Annotated in this window: 15 protein-coding genes; 4 read left to right on the top strand and 11 right to left on the bottom strand. The window is 69.6% G+C overall.

Translation table 11 applies throughout. From position 1 onward, the window contains the following. Positions 1 to 129 precede the first annotated feature (129 nt). Positions 130 to 1,527: an alpha,alpha-trehalose-phosphate synthase (UDP-forming) gene (otsA, locus tag ACWPN5_RS04500; RefSeq protein WP_145689060.1), complete on the top strand. Its 1,398-nt coding sequence runs from the start codon at positions 130 to 132 to the stop codon at positions 1,525 to 1,527. Positions 1,528 to 1,537: 10 nt separating this feature from the next. Then, a complete protein-coding gene (gene glk / locus ACWPN5_RS04495; RefSeq protein WP_492294477.1) occupies positions 1,538 to 2,512 on the top strand; it encodes a glucokinase in 975 nt (324 codons plus the stop codon). Positions 2,513 to 2,518: 6 nt separating this feature from the next. On the opposite strand, the gene ACWPN5_RS04490 is transcribed toward glk, so the two are convergent. After that, positions 2,519 to 3,112 carry a uracil-DNA glycosylase gene (locus tag ACWPN5_RS04490; RefSeq protein WP_492294475.1) on the bottom strand — a complete coding sequence of 198 codons (594 nt, stop codon included), beginning with the start codon at positions 3,110 to 3,112 and terminating at the stop codon, positions 2,519 to 2,521. A 116-nt stretch (positions 3,113 to 3,228) separates the two neighbouring features. Here ACWPN5_RS04490 and ACWPN5_RS04485 point away from each other — a divergent pair, with 116 nt between their 5' ends. Beyond that, positions 3,229 to 3,630 (top strand): 4a-hydroxytetrahydrobiopterin dehydratase, encoded by a 402-nt coding sequence (locus ACWPN5_RS04485; RefSeq protein ID WP_492294473.1) that lies wholly within the window; start codon positions 3,229 to 3,231, stop codon positions 3,628 to 3,630. A gap of 165 nt (positions 3,631 to 3,795) precedes the next feature. Beyond that, on the top strand, positions 3,796 to 4,980 hold the full coding sequence (locus ACWPN5_RS04480) for a glycosyltransferase (protein WP_492294471.1): 1,185 nt from the start codon (positions 3,796 to 3,798) through the stop codon (positions 4,978 to 4,980). 3 nt (positions 4,981 to 4,983) lie between these two features. Here the strand turns inward: ACWPN5_RS04480 and ACWPN5_RS04475 are convergent, their stop codons facing one another. From ACWPN5_RS04475 to minC, 10 genes are all read right to left on the bottom strand, one after another. Continuing rightward, positions 4,984 to 6,186, bottom strand: coding sequence for an aminotransferase class V-fold PLP-dependent enzyme (locus ACWPN5_RS04475; RefSeq protein ID WP_492294469.1), 1,203 nt, complete (start codon positions 6,184 to 6,186; stop codon positions 4,984 to 4,986). Further along, positions 6,183 to 6,566 (bottom strand): cupin domain-containing protein, encoded by a 384-nt coding sequence (locus ACWPN5_RS04470; protein ID WP_492294467.1) that lies wholly within the window; start codon positions 6,564 to 6,566, stop codon positions 6,183 to 6,185. Before ACWPN5_RS04470 ends, ACWPN5_RS04475 begins: the two co-directional genes overlap by 4 nt. After that, a complete protein-coding gene (gene dgcA / locus ACWPN5_RS04465) occupies positions 6,563 to 7,561 on the bottom strand; it encodes an N-acetyl-D-Glu racemase DgcA (RefSeq protein ID WP_492294465.1) in 999 nt (332 codons plus the stop codon). The genes ACWPN5_RS04470 and dgcA overlap by 4 nt, the downstream gene beginning before the upstream one ends. Positions 7,562 to 7,640: 79 nt before the next feature. Next, a complete protein-coding gene (locus ACWPN5_RS04460; protein WP_145689053.1) occupies positions 7,641 to 8,753 on the bottom strand; it encodes a methyl-accepting chemotaxis protein in 1,113 nt (370 codons plus the stop codon). Positions 8,754 to 9,184: 431 nt separating this feature from the next. After that, on the bottom strand, positions 9,185 to 10,495 hold the full coding sequence (locus ACWPN5_RS04455; protein WP_492294463.1) for a methyl-accepting chemotaxis protein: 1,311 nt from the start codon (positions 10,493 to 10,495) through the stop codon (positions 9,185 to 9,187). Further along, a complete protein-coding gene (locus ACWPN5_RS04450) occupies positions 10,470 to 11,018 on the bottom strand; it encodes a PAS domain-containing protein (protein ID WP_492294461.1) in 549 nt (182 codons plus the stop codon). Before ACWPN5_RS04450 ends, ACWPN5_RS04455 begins: the two co-directional genes overlap by 26 nt. 213 nt (positions 11,019 to 11,231) lie before the next feature. Next, positions 11,232 to 12,647 carry a CRTAC1 family protein gene (locus ACWPN5_RS04445; RefSeq protein WP_145689050.1) on the bottom strand — a complete coding sequence of 472 codons (1,416 nt, stop codon included), beginning with the start codon at positions 12,645 to 12,647 and terminating at the stop codon, positions 11,232 to 11,234. A gap of 241 nt (positions 12,648 to 12,888) precedes the next feature. After that, complete coding sequence (gene minE / locus ACWPN5_RS04440; RefSeq protein WP_035672133.1) at positions 12,889 to 13,284, bottom strand: cell division topological specificity factor MinE; 396 nt, start codon at positions 13,282 to 13,284, stop codon at positions 12,889 to 12,891. Further along, complete coding sequence (minD, locus tag ACWPN5_RS04435; protein ID WP_035672130.1) at positions 13,281 to 14,096, bottom strand: septum site-determining protein MinD; 816 nt, start codon at positions 14,094 to 14,096, stop codon at positions 13,281 to 13,283. Before minD ends, minE begins: the two co-directional genes overlap by 4 nt. A 141-nt stretch (positions 14,097 to 14,237) precedes the next feature. Next, positions 14,238 to 14,999: a septum site-determining protein MinC gene (gene minC, locus ACWPN5_RS04430; protein WP_247888436.1), complete on the bottom strand. Its 762-nt coding sequence runs from the start codon at positions 14,997 to 14,999 to the stop codon at positions 14,238 to 14,240. Between the last annotated feature and the right edge of the window lie 240 nt (positions 15,000 to 15,239).

The following is a 15,239-nucleotide window of genomic DNA, read 5'->3' as shown; positions in this document are numbered from 1 at the left end:
ACCCATTCGACCGATAGGGAACCAACCCCCCACACGGTCGTTTTGTCCCTGCGCGTCCCGGGGTGCGCCCCGACACGCGCCATTCGGCCGCCCAACCACGCGGCCGTCCGGCACCGGAGAACCACCCACGTGAGCAGACTGGTCGTCGTATCCAACCGCGTCGCCCCCATTGATGAAGGCAAGCAAGCCGCCGGGGGCCTCGCCGTGGCCGTGCTGGCCGCGCTGAAGAAGACCGGAGGCATCTGGTTCGGCTGGAGCGGCACGGTGGTCGAGGAGGAGTCGCAGAGCGAGCCCCGGCGCACCGACGTCGGGCGCCTGACCTACGCGACGCTGGACCTCAGCCGCCGCGACTTCGAGGAATATTACAACGGCTTCGCCAACCAGACTCTGTGGCCGCTGTTCCACTACCGTGTCGGCCTGATCGAGGTCAGCCGCCGCACGCGCGAAGGCTACAAGCGGGTCAACGGCTATTTCGCGGAAAAGCTGGTCCCGCTGCTCAGCCCCGACGACATGGTGTGGGTCCACGACTATCACCTGATCCCCTTCGGCGAGGAATTGCGCCAGCGCGGCTGCACCCAGCGCATGGGCTTCTTCCTGCATACGCCTTTCCCCGCCCCGGAAATCCTGGTGGCCCTGCCGAATCACAGGGAGCTGATCCGCGAGCTGTGCGCCTACGACCTCGTCGGCTTCCACACCCATGTGGATCTGCGCGGTTTCGCCGACTACATCCGGCAGGAGCTGGACGGCGAGGTCGAGGACCGCGGCCCCGAGGGCGGCATGCTGATCCACGCCTTCGGCCGCACGCTGCTGGCCCGCGCCTTCCCCATCAGCATCGACACCGAGAATCTGGTGGGCATCGCCGAGACCGCCGTGCGTTCCCGCCACACCCAGCGGCTGAAGGAAAGCCTCGTCGGGCGGCGTCTGATCATCGGGGTCGACCGGCTGGACTATTCGAAGGGCCTGCCGCAGCGCTTCCAGGCCTTCGAACAGCTCCTGGCGACCTATCCGGAGCATTGCAACCGCGTCTCCTTCCTCCAGGTGGCCCCGCCGAGCCGCGAGGACGTGCCGGAATACATCGCCATCAAGCGCGAGCTGTCGGAGCTGTCGGGCCGCATCAACGGGCGCTTCGCCGAGTTCGACTGGGTGCCGATCCGCTACCTGAACAAGAGCTTCGGGCGGCGCGTGCTGGCCGGCTTCTACCGCACCGCCCATGTCGGGCTGGTCACCCCGCTGCGCGACGGCATGAACCTCGTCGCCAAGGAGTATGTCGCCTGCCAGGACGCCGACGACCCCGGCGTGCTGGTGCTGTCCAGCTTCGCCGGGGCGGCGCGGGAGCTCGATTCGGCGCTGATCGTCAATCCCTTCGACATCGAGGCGGTGGCCGACGCCCTGCAGCGCGCCCTGACCATGTCGCTGCCCGAGCGCAAGGAGCGCCACGCCGCGATGATGCGCATCCTGCGCAGCCACGACATCGGCTGGTGGCGGGAAAGCTACGTCGATGCCTTGACGCGCGCGCCGTACGGGTGAAACTGATTCTATGACCACAGACAGCAATGCCGTTTCCGGCCCCGTCACCCTGGTCGCCGACATCGGCGCCACCAACGCCCGCTTCGGCCTGATCGACGGCACGGGCATCCACGGTTCGCGCGTTCTGCGCTGCGCCGACTTCCCCTCGCTGGAGGCGGCGGCGCTGGCCTATCTCGGCGGCATGCCGCCGGACGCCCGGCCCAGCCGCGGCGCCTTCGCCATCGCCGGCCCGGTGACCGGCGACGAGGTGCTGATGACCAACCGCGGCTGGTCCTTCTCCACGGCCGAGGTGCGCGGCAAGCTGGGGTTGGAGCGGCTGGCCGTCATCAACGACTTCACCGCCGTCGCCCTGTCGGTGCCCCGCCTCACCGCCGCCGACGTCCGTCAGGTGGGCGAGGGAGCGCCGGTGCCGGGCCGCGTCGTCGGCGTGGTCGGGCCGGGCAGCGGGCTGGGCGTGTCGGGGCTGGTTCCCGGTCCCGAAGGCTGGACCGCGCTGGCCGCGGAGGGCGGCCATGTCACCATGGCGCCGGTCAGCGACCGCGAGAGCGCCGTGCTGGCCCAGCTCCGCAAGAGCTTCGACCATGTGTCGGCGGAGCGGGTGCTGTCCGGGCCGGGGCTGGTCAACCTCTATCAGGCGCTGTGCGTCCTCGACCACCAGGAGCCGGAACCCTTCACCCCGGCCCAGGTGTCCGACGCCGCGACCGCCAACACCAACCCGCATTGCGTGGAGGCGGTGGAGATGTTCTGCGCGATGCTCGGCACCGTGGCGGGCAACCTCGCTTTGACGCTGGGGGCACGGGGCGGCATCTACATCGCGGGCGGCATCGTGCCGAAACTGGGCACCCTGTTCACCCACTCCCGCTTCCGCAAGCGCTTCATGGAGAAGGGCCGGATGCGCGACTTCCTGGCCCCCATCCCGACCTACGTCATCATCCACGAGCTTCCCGCCTTCCTCGGTCTGGCCGAGGCCGCGGAGCGGGCGTAACGGCGCTCAGGCCGTCAGCCGCGAGGCGGCCAGTTTCAGGTCGGCCAGGAAGGTCGGCTGCTCGGCGAGCTGGCCGCGCAGGATGTAGCTGGGGTGGAAGGTCGCCACCACCTCCGCCCCCGGCACGAGGCGGCACGGCTGGACGGTGCCGCGCAGCTGCATGATCCCGTTCAGCCCGGTCAGCGCCCACAGCGGCGTGCGGCCGAGCGCGACGATGACGCGGGGGGCGAAGCCCTCCAGCGTCCGCTGCAGATGCTCGATCTCTCCGGAGAACTCCGCCAGCACCCAGTCGGAGGTGCCGAACGGCCCCCAGCGCTCGTCCAGCGCCCGCCCCTCCTTCCTGGCACGGGTGCGCGAGGCGAAGAAATGCCCGACCTTGTTGCCCGGCGGCTGGTGGCGGAAGACGTTGGCGACGAGGCATTCCGCCCGCTCCACCCCCGCCGCCTTCAGCGTCTCGTCGAGGAGCTGGCCGCTGCGCCCGACGAAGGGCACGCCCCGCCGCGCCTCCTCCGCCCCCGGCGCCTCCCCCACGATGGCGAGGCGCGGCCCGGCGCTGGTCTTGGTGGGCTGCTGGTAATCGGCGAAGGGCAGGTCCGTCATGCGCGCGTCCCTTGCTGGTCGTGAGGCTTGCCGCCGGGAGGCTTGTCCTTGGGAGGCTTTGGCCCCAGCATTGTTCAAAACGAGGAGTCCAGACCAACAACACCGGAGGACGCGAGATGGCGACACACCAGGAGCTGGCGGGAAAGAGCTGCGAACCCTGCCGCGGCGGCATTCCCCCGATGGACCGCGCCATGGCGGAAAATTATCTGGTGCAGGTCCCCGGCTGGTCGATCAGGCCGGACCCCGACCGGCTGGAGCGCGACTACCGCTTCGCCAACTTCCGCGAGGCGCAGCACTTCGCGATGCGCGTCGGCGACCTGTGCGAGGCGGAGGGCCACCACGCCGAGATCCTCTATGGCTGGGGCCACTGCACCGTCACCTTCTGGACGCACAAGATCAAGGGCCTGCACGAGAACGACTTCATCATGGCCGCCAAGGTCGAGGGGCTGATGGACGAACCCTACGCCCCGGTGTCGGAATCCATAGGCGACGTCTCCCCCACCGCACGGCGCGGGTGATTTTCCTCTCTCCCCTCAACTTTTTCCCCTCTCCCCTCCGGGGAGAGGGTTAGGGTGAGGGGGTGCGCGTGGCGGTACGTCCGGCCCAGGCGCATCCCCCTCACCGGCCCTTCGGGCCACCCTCTCCCCGGAGGGGAGAGGGAACACCAACCCGGAGCACGCCCCATGCCCAACGCGCAGCCCACCGTCATCCAATGGGGCCTGTCCAGCTACAGCGGCTGGGGCGTCAATGGGCTGCAACTGGCGCTGAGCTGGACGCGCAGCGGGCGGCTGGTGCCGGTCTGCTCGCTGCCGTTGCGGCTGGAGGACATCGCGCTGTCCCCTCTGGAATGGCGGCGCATGGCCGGCTTCGTCCGCGAATCCGAAGCGCTGTGCCGGCAGATCGCGCCCCACGCCGGGCAGGAGATCGGCGTGTCGGTGCCGGTGCTGCGCGGGCTCGGCAACAACCTCGTCGGCAGCCGGTCGGTGGAGGGGGTGACGGTGAAGGGCCAGCCCACCGTCGGCGTCTGCTATCTGGAGGACAGCGCCATCGACGCGGAAGGCCGGGCGCGGGCGGAGCACTGCGCGGCCATCGTCGCCGGGTCGAGCTTCGTCGAGCGGGTGCTGACCGGCGCCGGGATCGGGCGGGTGCGGACGGTGCTGCAGGGCGTCGATCCCACCCATTTCCACCCGGCTCCCAAGATCGGCTGGTTCAAGGACCGCTTCGTCGTCTTCTCCGGCGGCAAGCCGGAGTTCCGCAAGGGGCAGGACCTCGCCCTGCTCGGCTTCCGCGCCTTCGCCGAGCGCCATCCCGAGGCGCTGCTGCTGACGGCGTGGCACAACCCCTGGCCGGAAAGCGCCCGTTCGCTGGAGGCCAACCCCGCCGTGGCGCCGGTGCCCTTCCACGACAACGGGCAGTTCGACGGCGCGGGCTGGGCGGTCGCCAACGGCGTGCCGCCCGATCAGGTGATGGACCTCGGCCCGGTGCCCAACGCCGACATGGCCCGCATCCTGCGCGAGGTCGACGTCGGCCTGTTCCCCAACCGCGGCGAGGGTGGGACCAACCTCGTCGCCATGGAATGCATGGCCTGCGGCATCCCCGCCATCCTGTCGGCCAACACCGGGCACCTCGACCTGATCGGGGCGGACCGCTGCGTCCCGCTGACCCGGCAAGGCACCATCCGGACCGATTTCGGCGCTGACGGCTGGGGCGAGAGCGACGTGGACGAGATCGTCGCGGCGCTGGAGGGTCTGTGGGCCGACCGCGCCCGCGCCGCGGCCATCGGGCGGGCGGGCGCCGCCTTCCTGGCCGGACTGACCTGGGACCGCTACGCGGACGGGGTGGCCGACGTCGTGGAGTCGGTGCTGTAGCGCCTACAGCGCCTTCACCGCCGCCAGCAACCGTTCCACCTCCGCCTCGTCGTTGTAGTAGTGGGGGGAGGCGCGGACGACCTCGGTCAGGCCGCGGGCCTCCATGTCGAAGGGGGTCGAGGGTGCGGAGGACACCGAGAGGTTGATCCCCTGCCCGCGCAGAGCGGCCTTGATCGCCCGCGGCTCATGGCCATCCACCGTGAAGGTGACGATGGCGCAGCGCTCCGCCCCGAGATCGCGCACCGTCACGCCGGGAAGCGCGCCCAGACCGTGCCGCAGCCTGTCCGCCAGCGCGAAGGCGCGGTCGCGGATCGCCTCCAGCCCCCAGGACAGCGCGTAATCCACCGCCGCCCCCAGACCGAGCCGGGCTGCGGTGTTGCTCTCCCACATCTCGAAGCGGCGGGCGTCGGGGCGCATGGTGTAGCGGTCCGGCCCGGCCAGCGCGCCGCCGCTGTGGTCGAGCGTGTACGGCTCGATGCGATCGAGCCAGTCCTTGCGGACGTAGAGGAAGCCGGTGCCCCGCGGCGCGCGCAGGAACTTGCGCCCGGTCGCCGACAGGAAGTCGCAGCCCAGCTCCTCGACGTCCACCGGCATCTGGCCCACCGTCTGGCAGGCGTCGAGCAGATAGGGGATGCCGTGCCGCCGCGCCACCCGCCCGATGGCGGCGGCCGGATTGACCAGCCCGCCGTTGGTCGGGATGTGGGTGATGGCGATCAACCGGACCGGGCCCTTCCCCGGCTCCCCGATCATCGCCTCCAGCGCCGCGACGGAGGTCTGGCCGGTCTCGTCGCTGGGGATCACCTCGACCGTCACGCCGGTGCGGCGTGAGGCTTGCAGAAAGGGGATCAGGTTGGCGGCGTATTCGGCGCGCGCCGTCAGGATGCGGTCGCCGGGCCGGAAACCGTCCCCCGGCAGGGCGGCCAGCGCGTTGAAGGCCATGCCCCAGGCCACGGTCGCGTTCTCCGCCAGGGCCACCTCCTCCCGCGAGCAGGCGAGCAGGCGGGCCACGGAGTCGTAGACGCCCTCCAGCCGGCCGTTGGCGTGCTCGGCCGCCTCGTAGCCGCCGATGGTGGCCTCCAGCGCCAGATGCGCGGTCACGGCGTCCAGCACCGGTTGCGGCGGCAGGGCGGCCCCGGCGTTGTTGAAGTGGACGACGTGCCGGGTGCCCGGCGTCTCCGCGCGGGCGCGCGCGATGTCGATGGTCATGCGTTCTCCCCCTGCCCCGGTGTTTCCGGTGGTTGTTTCTCGCCGATGTGCACCGCCAGCCAGACGGTCGGGGCCGTCGGATCGGTCCAGGCCACGCGGTGCCGCCGCCCGGCGGGGATCATCATCCAGTCGCCGGGGCCAAGAGCGCGCTCCGCCTCGCCGTCGAGCTGCAGCCGGGCCGCGCCCTGGACGACGAGCACGAACTCGTCCCAGTCCTGATCGTACCAGAATCCGTCGGGGGTCGCCTGACCGGTGGACAGGATGCGCTCGATGCGCACCGCCCCGGAGGACGCGGCGGTTTCCGCCAGGGTCGTGAAAAGTTCGTCCGGAAGCGAAGTGTCCGGCAGGCCCGCCAGCAGGTTGCCGGCCGGGACGCTCATCCCCAGAGTTCGGGGGCTGGCGGGCACAGCGTGCCGCCGTCATAATGCAGGGCCGGCGTGCGGTCCTCGGCCAGCAACAGCGGGCCATCGAGATCGACGTAGCGCGCGCCCTGGGCCAGCAGCACAGCGGGCGCCATGGCGAGCGAGGTGGCGACCATGCAGCCGACCATGATGTCGAAGCCGGACTCCTGCGCCGCCTGCTTCAGCAGCAACGCCTCGGTCAGACCGCCGGTCTTGTCCAGCTTGATGTTCACCACCCGGTAGATGCCCTTCAACCGGCTGAGCGAGTCCAGCCCGTGGCAGGATTCGTCGGCGCCCAGCGCCACCGGGCAATCGATGCCGCGCAGCGCCTCGTCCTCGCCGGCGGGCAGCGGCTGCTCGATCAACTCCACCCCCAGATCGGCCAGCACCGGGGCGAAGCGGCGGAGCATCTCCAGCGTCCAGGCCTCGTTGGCGTCGACGATCAGGCGGGTGGCCGGGGCGGCCTCGCGCACCGCGCGCACGCGGTCGAGGTCGCCCTCCCCGGTCAGCTTCATTTTGAGCAGCGGATGGTCCGCCGCCCGCGCCTTGGCGGAGGCGGCCATCGCCGCGGGCTCGTCCACGCTCAGCGTGTAGCAGGTGGTCAGCTTCTTCGGCGCGTCGGGCATCCCGGCGAGCCGCCACGCCGGTTTGCCCGCCTGTTTGGCCTCCAGGTCCCACAGCGCGCAGTCCAGCGCGTTGCGCGCGGCCCCCGGCGGCAGGAGGGCGCGCAGCCGCTCGCGGTCCAGCCCGTCCGCCACCGCCCCGGCCAGGGACTCCAGCGTCTTGACCGTCTCGTCCAGCGATTCCCCGTAGCGGGCGTAGGGCACGCACTCCCCACGGCCCCGCTTGCAGGATTCGACCACCTCGGCGACCACGACCTCGGCCTCGGTCTTGGCGCCGCGCGATATGCGGAAGGTCCCCGCGATGGGGAAGGTATCGCGGCGGACGTAAAGACGGCGGGCGGTGGACGACATGAAACTCTCCAGCAACGCGGCGGACCCGAAGTGTAAGCAAACCCGCCGCGATGACCAGAGCAGGGTGGGAATGCCAGCCTTACCCGTGAAGCCCGGCCCCGTTCATTCCCATCCGTCCATTCATACCTGCGGTTGCCGGCCCGGGCGTCTGTTGCTGGCGCGGGTCCGGGTCCTGCACGATCACCCCGTACCAGCCCAGCCCCTTGTAGGTCTCGTAGCCCGGCGTCAGGGCATAGCCGTAGGTGCGTCCGGTCCCGTCGGCGTAATGGCCCATGCTCTCCCCGCTGCGGCGGAGCTGGACGGTCTCGCTGAGGATGCCGCGCCCGTCGGAGGAGGCGATCACCCGGTGCCGGGCGTCGAGCAGAAGGCAGCGCGAACGGGAGCGCTCCTCATCCTCCAGCCGCACGCCCTGGACGACGGCCGCGGCCTGCGGCTCCCAGTCGAAGAAGATGCCCAGCACGCCGATGGGATCGCCGTCCGCCTCGCCGCCGCGCCGGATCGCGGTGGCGTAGGTGGCGACCACACGGTCCTCCAGGCGGCCGTTGCGCGACACGTCGCCCACCGTGAACTCGCCGCCGTTGCGCGTGGCCAGCGCCTGACGGAACCACCCCTCATCCCCCACGCGGGCGCCCTGGGCACCGGGGTAGCGGCCGGGGCGGCCGGTGGCGATCACCTCGCCCTTCAGGTCGGCGATCCACAGGTCGAGATAGACGGTGTAGGACTCCAGGATGACGCTCAGACGGTGGGAGGCGTGCTGGCGGTTCACCTCCGTCGGGTCGGCGGCGCAGTCCACCACGGCGCTGTCGGTCGCCCACCAGCGCACGTCGCAGGACCGCTCGTACAGGTTCCGGTCGATGATCTCGATCATGTTCAGCGACAGGTCGGCCAGACGCCGCCCGTGCATCTCCTGCACCATGGCGCTGCCCGTGGTGGTCAGGTGATCGACGCGGGAGACGATCTCCGACCGCAGCTCCTTGGTGATGGTGTTCACCTGCTTGGAAATCTCGGAGACTTCGTTCGCCACCACTGCGAAGCCCCGCCCGGCGTCGCCCGCCCGCGACGCTTCGATCAGGGCGTTCATCGCCAGCATCTTGGTGCGGCGGGTGATGTCTTCGATCAAAGACACCTTCCGGGAGGCGACATCCAGGACGCCCCGGGAAAGCTCGAACAGTTCGTTTCCGGCCACACTCATCCCGAGCACCTCTGTGAGTTTGGGTGGGATATCTTTTTTAGACGTCTAACCATCAAACGCTGTGCCAACCGCCCTTTTGAAACCATCAGGACGCGCAAAGCCCTGGAAAGCCTGCGTTTTCACGCAAACTCCCGGGATTGGCCTCAACGTTTTCGAGATGTCAGTTTCGAAATTGTGATGAATTCGGCGTCATAATGGAGTCCGAACAATCACACGCGGCACCGGCCCTGCCGCACCGCACCCCGCGCACCGCGTGCGCCGCAACAAAAACACCGGTTTCTCCTAAAAAATGAGGCAAAAGGTCGCATGGACCCATTGCGCCGCCCCGACACTGCTTAGCATACAAGCAAATGCCGGGTCGCTAATCAATGCCTACCTTATAAGCAAGTGCAATTTTTCGGACAAACAATGGGACATTGCACAAAAAAGCGTCACGCGACCTTGTGCATCTCGTCCAGGAAAAGCTGCACCTCGCGGGTCAAGCGGTCGGCCTGGACGGTCATCCGCTCCGACGCGGCGAACACCTCGTGGGCGGTGCCGCTGGTCCGTTCGGCGGCGGTGGTGACGTCCTGGATGTCCTCGGTGACGGCGCGGGTGCCGGCGGCGGCCTGATCCATGTTGCTGACGATCGACTGGATCGCCGAGCCCTGCTGCCCGATGCCCGCGGCGATGCCGCCGGCGATCTGGTTGATGTCCTGGATGGTGTGGCCGATGCCGACGATGGAGGCGACCGCCACGTCGGTGGAGGACTGGATGCCGGCGATCTGGCCGGCGATGTCGCCGGTGGCCTTGGCGGTCTGGTCGGCCAGCCGCTTGACCTCCTGCGCCACCACGGCGAAGCCCTTGCCGGCCTCGCCGGCGCGGGCCGCCTCGATGGTCGCGTTGAGCGCCAGGAGGTTGGTCTGGCTGGCGATGTCGTTGATCAGGGTGACCACCTCGCCCACCGTCTTGGCGGCGCCCGACAGATCGGCGATCAGGGCGTTGGAGCGCTCGGCCTCGCCCGCCGCGTTGGCGGCGACCTTGGCGACCTCCTCGACCTGGCGGGCAATCTCGCGGATGGAGGCGGACAGCTCCTCCGTCGCGGCGGCAACGCTGCCGACCGAGGAACCGGTCTGCGACGCGGCGGCGGCGACCGAGGACGCCTTGCCGGTGGCTGTCTGGGCGTCGGTCTCCATGGTGCGGGCCGACATCTCCAGCTGGTGGGCGGTGCCGGACACCTGCTCGCACACCGCGCGGATCTGCGTCTCGAAGCGGTCGGTCACCCCGGCGAAGCCCTTCACTTTGGCGGCGATGGCGTCGGTGGCGGTGTTGATGGTGCGCGAGGCGTGCAGGAAGTTGCCCTGCATGCCCTTCAGCACGATCCGCCGGAAATACTTGTTGGCCGACACGTAGCTCATCGAGGCGGTGGCCTCGCGGATGAAGGCGTCGGTGCGGTCGATCGAGTCGTTCAGGGCGTGCATCAGCTCGCCGAGGTCGCCCTTCTCCCGGACATTGACGACCCGCGCCTCGAAGTCGCCGCGCGACACCGCCTGGCAGACGGCCACCGCCTGCCCCACCGCGGCGCGGGCGCGCACCATGCACAGCATGACGCCGACCAGCGCGGCCAACGCCGCGGCCCCGATCGCGAGGCGCAGCGGCGCGCCGCCGACGTCCAGCGCATCGGTCACCAACAGCGCTGCGACGAACAGCGCGGCGACCGCCCCCAGGCCGAACGCCTTAGAGAGAGAAGACGAATTCGTCATACCCGATCCCCTTCTCCGTCAGCAGCCCGACAACGGTGGCGAAGGCCTCGTTCATGCCCTGCTTGCGGTCTTCGTGGCGGTTTTCGATGTCCAGAAGCGTGCGGTAGAGCGGCACCACCTTGTCGATGGCGCTGCGGTCCGGCACCCGGCGCGACGAGTGGTAGCCGACGAGCCGGCCGTTGACGTCGCAGCTGGGGGTGACGTGGGCGAAGACCCAGTAATGGTCGCCGTTGCGCGCCCGGTTCACGACATAGGCGAAGATCTCCTGCCCCGCCCCCAGCGTGTCCCACAGCAGCTTGAACACGCAGCGCGGCATGTCCGGATGGCGGACGATGGAATGCGGCGCCCCCATCAGCTCCGCCTCGCTGTAGCCGGCGACGCGCTGGAACACCCGGTTGGCGTAGGTGATCCGGCCCTTCAGGTCGGTCTTGGAAACGATGACCTCGTCGGTGTCGAAGAACCGCTCGACCCCGGTCAGCGTCCGGTCGCGGGGGCCGGGGCTGAGAACGTCGCTGTGTGCCATGTGCCTGCGGTCGCGGGCCGAGAGCCCGGCGCCCCCTTATTGGTTCGCGGTCGGTTACAGGGCGTACATCTCCCCGTCCGCGCGTTCCCGTCGGGCCCTGGCGGACGCCGCAAAGTAAAGACCCGACGAGTTATACAAAAGATTAAATTTATTGCCGGACGGAAATATAATTCAGCTCAACCGCTTCCCGGACGCACCATCGGCGCCGCCCGCTCACTCCGGCGGATAGGGAACGGTCAGCAGCCGGCCGATGGGCGGATTCTCGACGATGGCCGTCATGCCGTCGGGCCAGCGCACCTCCAGCCGCTCCACCCCGCGGGCGCTGCCCAGCCCGAAATGGGCCACCGGCTCCATCTGGCAGAGATAGCCCGACCCGGCGCAGACGGAGCGCACCTGCCGCCGCCCGTTGGCCGTGCAGGTGACCACGGCGCCGCGCGCCGGCGCGCCGTAGGGGGTCAGGGGCAGCACGCGCAGCCACCCGTTGTGGTTCGCCGCCGTGCGGTAGAGCGACAGGGGCTGCGGCGATCCGCCGCCATGCCCGCCGCCATGCCCCCCACCGTGCCCGGCGCCGATCCCGTTGCCGTGGGCCACGAGCAGTTCCAGCCGCCCGTCGCCGTCGATGTCGGCCACCGCCGCCCCGGTGCCCAGCCCCTTGGGCTCCGCCGCGTCGCCGAGGTCGATGGACTGCCAGCGGTCGTCGCGCCACGCGAACAGGCGGTTGGGCTCGCCGTGCAGGTTGAAGAACAGCTCCTCGTAGCCGTCGTTGTCGAAATCGGCGGCGATCACGCTGGACACCCGGCCCGGAAAGGACATCTCGGGATCGGCCTCGTCGACGAAGCCACCGCCGGAGCGCTGGACGAACAGGCGCTGCGGCCCTTCCCAGGCGCCGACCAGCAGCCCGAACCCGCCATAGCCCGGCCCGTCCACCGCGGTCACCGCCCGCCCGGCAAAACGCGAATCGGCGACGCCGCGCTCCTCGGCGATCTCCTCGTAGGTGCCGTCGCCGAGATTGCGGAACAGGAAGTTCGGCCCACCCTCGTTGCAGGCGAACAGGTCGACGCGGTCGGACAGGAACGGCAGGGCGAGCAGCCCGCGCCCGGCGCCGATCAGGTCGATGCCCGCGTCCTCCGCCGCATCCTCCAGCCGCCCGCGGCGGCTCAGTTCGAACAGGCGGAAGGGACCGCCGTCGGCCGCCACGACGAATCCGTAGCGGCCATGGCCGTGCCGGTCCATGGCGATCACCGAGCGTCCGGCGACGCGGTTCGCCATGCCGGCGTTCTCCGGCTGGGCCAGCAGGTCGAGCCAGTGCTTGCCGAAGCAGGCGAACAGCCGGTCGCCCATCTCCTTCGGGCCGCTCGCCCGGTCGGAGTTCAGGACATACAGCTCCTCCCGCCCGTCGCCGTCCACGTCGGCGGCGGCGATGGCCACCGCGCAGCCCGACGGGTCGGCCAGCAGCGGCCCGGCAATGTCGACCAGCCGGGAGCCGTCCCATTTGAGAATGAGGTTGTTGGTGGCGTAGCCCGTGACCACCAGCTCGAATGCCCCGTCACCGTCGACGTCGGTCACGGTGATGCCGTTGGACAGGCGCGGCTGGTTGCCGTCGATCAGCCGCGAGCATTCGAAGAACATCGGCCGCCACTCCCTCACTGCCGCAACGCTGCCCGGTGAGGGTTTGGCCGGTGAGGGCCGGTCCCTGACGGGCTCTCATCCGTTGATACCTCTTCGAACGGCGGAGGTAAACCCGCACGGAAGTCCAGCCCGGCCGGGAGCTGCGGCCTATGACCGCGCGGCGACCCTCCCGGAGGGCATGAAAAATCCCGCCGCAGCGGGCCGGCTGCGGCGGGATCGATTCACCGGACACACGGGACGTTCAGCGGCGCTTCTTGACGCCGCCGTTGGTCAGGGAGCCACCGGCGGCCAGCTTGACCGCGTCGGACTCGTCGCCGTCCTTGGCCGCCGGGCGGTTGCCGGCCACCGCCAGCTTGGCGCTTTCCTTCAGCGCCTTGGCGGCGGCCTCGCGGGCCGGCAGCTCGATGTTCAGCTCCAGGGTCGAGCAATCGCCGCCGCGGTCCAGCTTCACCTCGACCTTGTTCTGGTCGATGTCGATGTACTTGGCGATGACCGCCAGCAGCTCCTGCTGGAGCATCGGCAGATAGTCCGGCCCCGTCCGCCCGGCGCGCTCGTGCGCCATGACGATCTGGAGACGCTCCTTGGCCTGGACGGCTGACGCGCGCGGGGCTGACCGGAAAAAGCTGAAGATGCTCATGCGGACCTCCGGAGGAGGCGGCTGAACAGGCCCTTCTTCTGCGGCGTGACGAAGCGGTGCTCGACATCCTCGCCCAGGAAGCGGGAAACCGCGTCCAGGTAGGCCTGGCCGGCGTTGGACGCCTCGTCGAGGATGACCGGCATGCCGACGTTGGAGGCGCGCAGCACGGCCTGGCTCTCCGGGATCACGCCGAGCAGCTGGATCGCCAGGATCTCCAGAACGTCGTCGACCTTCAGCATCTCGCCGCGCTCCACCCGCTCCGGGTCGTAGCGGGTGAGGAGGAGCTGCTGGGTCACCGGCTCCAGCCCCTGCTCCGCCCGGCGCGAGCGCGAGGCCAGCACGCCGAGGATGCGGTCGCTGTCGCGCACCGACGAGACTTCCGGGTTGGTCACGATCACCGCGTGGTCGGCAAAGTACAGCGCCATCAAGGCGCCCCGCTCGATGCCCGCCGGGCTGTCGCAGACGATGTAGTCGAAGTCCTTGGACAGTTCGTTCAGGACCTTTTCCACGCCTTCGCGGGTCAGGGCGTCCTTGTCGCGGGTCTGCGAGGTCGGCAGGATCGACAGGTTGTCGATGCGCTTGTCCTTGATCAGCGCCTGGCTCAGCTTCGCTTCGCCGTTGATGACGTTGATGAAGTCGAACACCACGCGCCGCTCGCAGCCCATGATGAGGTCGAGGTTGCGCAGCCCGACGTCGAAATCGATGACGACCGTCTTGAAGCCGCGCAAGGCGAGTCCGGTCGCGAAAGCGGCGGAGGAGGTCGTCTTGCCGACGCCGCCCTTGCCGGAAGTCATGACGATGATCTTGCCCAACGGAGCTTCTCCCACGTTCCTAAATGTTGCCGCCAAGGTCCGGTTACCGGGTTACGCAGATCGGGGTCTGTGCCGGGCACGCTTTGCGTGACACCGTCCTCGCACAGAGGGCCGTTCGACCGAAAGCGCTCAAAAGCGTCATCACTGGGGCTCCATGTGAAGATAGCCGTCGCGCAGGAAGATCTGCACCGGCTTCTTCAGCACGTCGTTCCCGAAATCCTCGCTGACGCGGTACAGCCCGGCCACCGAGACGACCTCGGCCTCCAGGCTGTGACAGAAGATGCGCGCGTTGGTGTCGCCGGACACGCCGGCCAGCGCCCGCCCGCGCAGCGCGCCGTAGACATGGATGTTGCCGTCGGCCACCACCTCCGCGCCGGGGGAGACCGGGGCGGTGATGACCAGATCCGTCTTCTCGGCATAGATCTGCTGGCCGGAGCGCACCGGCTCGGTCACCAGCAGCGCCGGGCGGTAGATCGGTTCGGGCGGCGGGGCCGGGATCGCGGCGGCGCCGGCCTGCGGGTCGGCGGCGGGGGGCGCGGCGGACTCCAGCTTGGCGGCGCGCCCGGCGGGCATCGGGGTCAGCCCGGCGGCGAGCGCCCCCTCGTGGACCGCGCGCGGGCCGCCCCGGAAGCCGACCGGCAGCAGGTACAGCGCGCGCAGGTTGGTCACCAGGGCGGCGATGTCGAAGCGCGGGGTGTCCTCCGTCAGCTCCTCGAAATCGAGGACGACGGGGGCGTTGCGGAAGAAATTGGGCGCCTGTCGGACCTTGACGGCGAGCTGGGTGAAGAAGTCCGGCGACGCCGGATCATTCACCTTCAGCACCATCATGGTGAAGGAATTGCCCCGCAACTGGAACGGACCGTCCCGATCGGCACCCTGCCTGGCGCTGCTCACCGCTGCCATCCTGCTTGTGTTCCTGCCGAATCCGTGTCGTCCGCATGTCTGGGGCCATCGGCCAGGCACCAGGGCGGAAGGGTCAACCACCCGGGTTCTAGCGGCGCGGACCCCATCCGTTCAAGCCTTTCCCGGCGCCGATGGAGTGACAACCGCCGGACACACGCGCCACGGGCCGGAACAGGGCATCCCCGTCCGGGCTGGAGGTCCATGTGTTGCGTCAGCGAAAGGTCTCACCACAAAGTATGG

The organism is Azospirillum sp. UENF 211521 (assembly GCF_058780535.1).
The sequence above is the reverse complement of the archived record's forward strand: the minus strand, read 5'-3'. Positions and strand labels throughout refer to the sequence as shown.

Excerpts from the sequence above, each read along its gene's own strand:
- ACWPN5_RS04470 (WP_492294467.1), bottom strand. The coding sequence starts at position 6,566 with ATGAGCGTCCCGGCCGGCAACCTGCTGGCGGGCCTGCCGGACACTTCG.
- dgcA (WP_492294465.1), bottom strand. The coding sequence starts at position 7,561 with ATGTCGTCCACCGCCCGCCGTCTTTACGTCCGCCGCGATACCTTCCCC.
- minE (WP_035672133.1), bottom strand. The coding sequence starts at position 13,284 with ATGAGCATCTTCAGCTTTTTCCGGTCAGCCCCGCGCGCGTCAGCCGTC.
- ACWPN5_RS04485 (WP_492294473.1), top strand. The coding sequence starts at position 3,229 with ATGGCGACACACCAGGAGCTGGCGGGAAAGAGCTGCGAACCCTGCCGC.
- ACWPN5_RS04475 (WP_492294469.1), bottom strand. The coding sequence starts at position 6,186 with ATGACCATCGACATCGCGCGCGCCCGCGCGGAGACGCCGGGCACCCGG.
- glk (WP_492294477.1), top strand. The coding sequence starts at position 1,538 with ATGACCACAGACAGCAATGCCGTTTCCGGCCCCGTCACCCTGGTCGCC.
- ACWPN5_RS04460 (WP_145689053.1), bottom strand. The coding sequence starts at position 8,753 with ATGAGTGTGGCCGGAAACGAACTGTTCGAGCTTTCCCGGGGCGTCCTG.
- ACWPN5_RS04450 (WP_492294461.1), bottom strand. The coding sequence starts at position 11,018 with ATGGCACACAGCGACGTTCTCAGCCCCGGCCCCCGCGACCGGACGCTG.
- ACWPN5_RS04490 (WP_492294475.1), bottom strand. The coding sequence starts at position 3,112 with ATGACGGACCTGCCCTTCGCCGATTACCAGCAGCCCACCAAGACCAGC.
- ACWPN5_RS04455 (WP_492294463.1), bottom strand. The coding sequence starts at position 10,495 with ATGACGAATTCGTCTTCTCTCTCTAAGGCGTTCGGCCTGGGGGCGGTC.
- ACWPN5_RS04445 (WP_145689050.1), bottom strand. The coding sequence starts at position 12,647 with ATGTTCTTCGAATGCTCGCGGCTGATCGACGGCAACCAGCCGCGCCTG.
- ACWPN5_RS04480 (WP_492294471.1), top strand. The coding sequence starts at position 3,796 with ATGCCCAACGCGCAGCCCACCGTCATCCAATGGGGCCTGTCCAGCTAC.
- minC (WP_247888436.1), bottom strand. The coding sequence starts at position 14,999 with ATGGCAGCGGTGAGCAGCGCCAGGCAGGGTGCCGATCGGGACGGTCCG.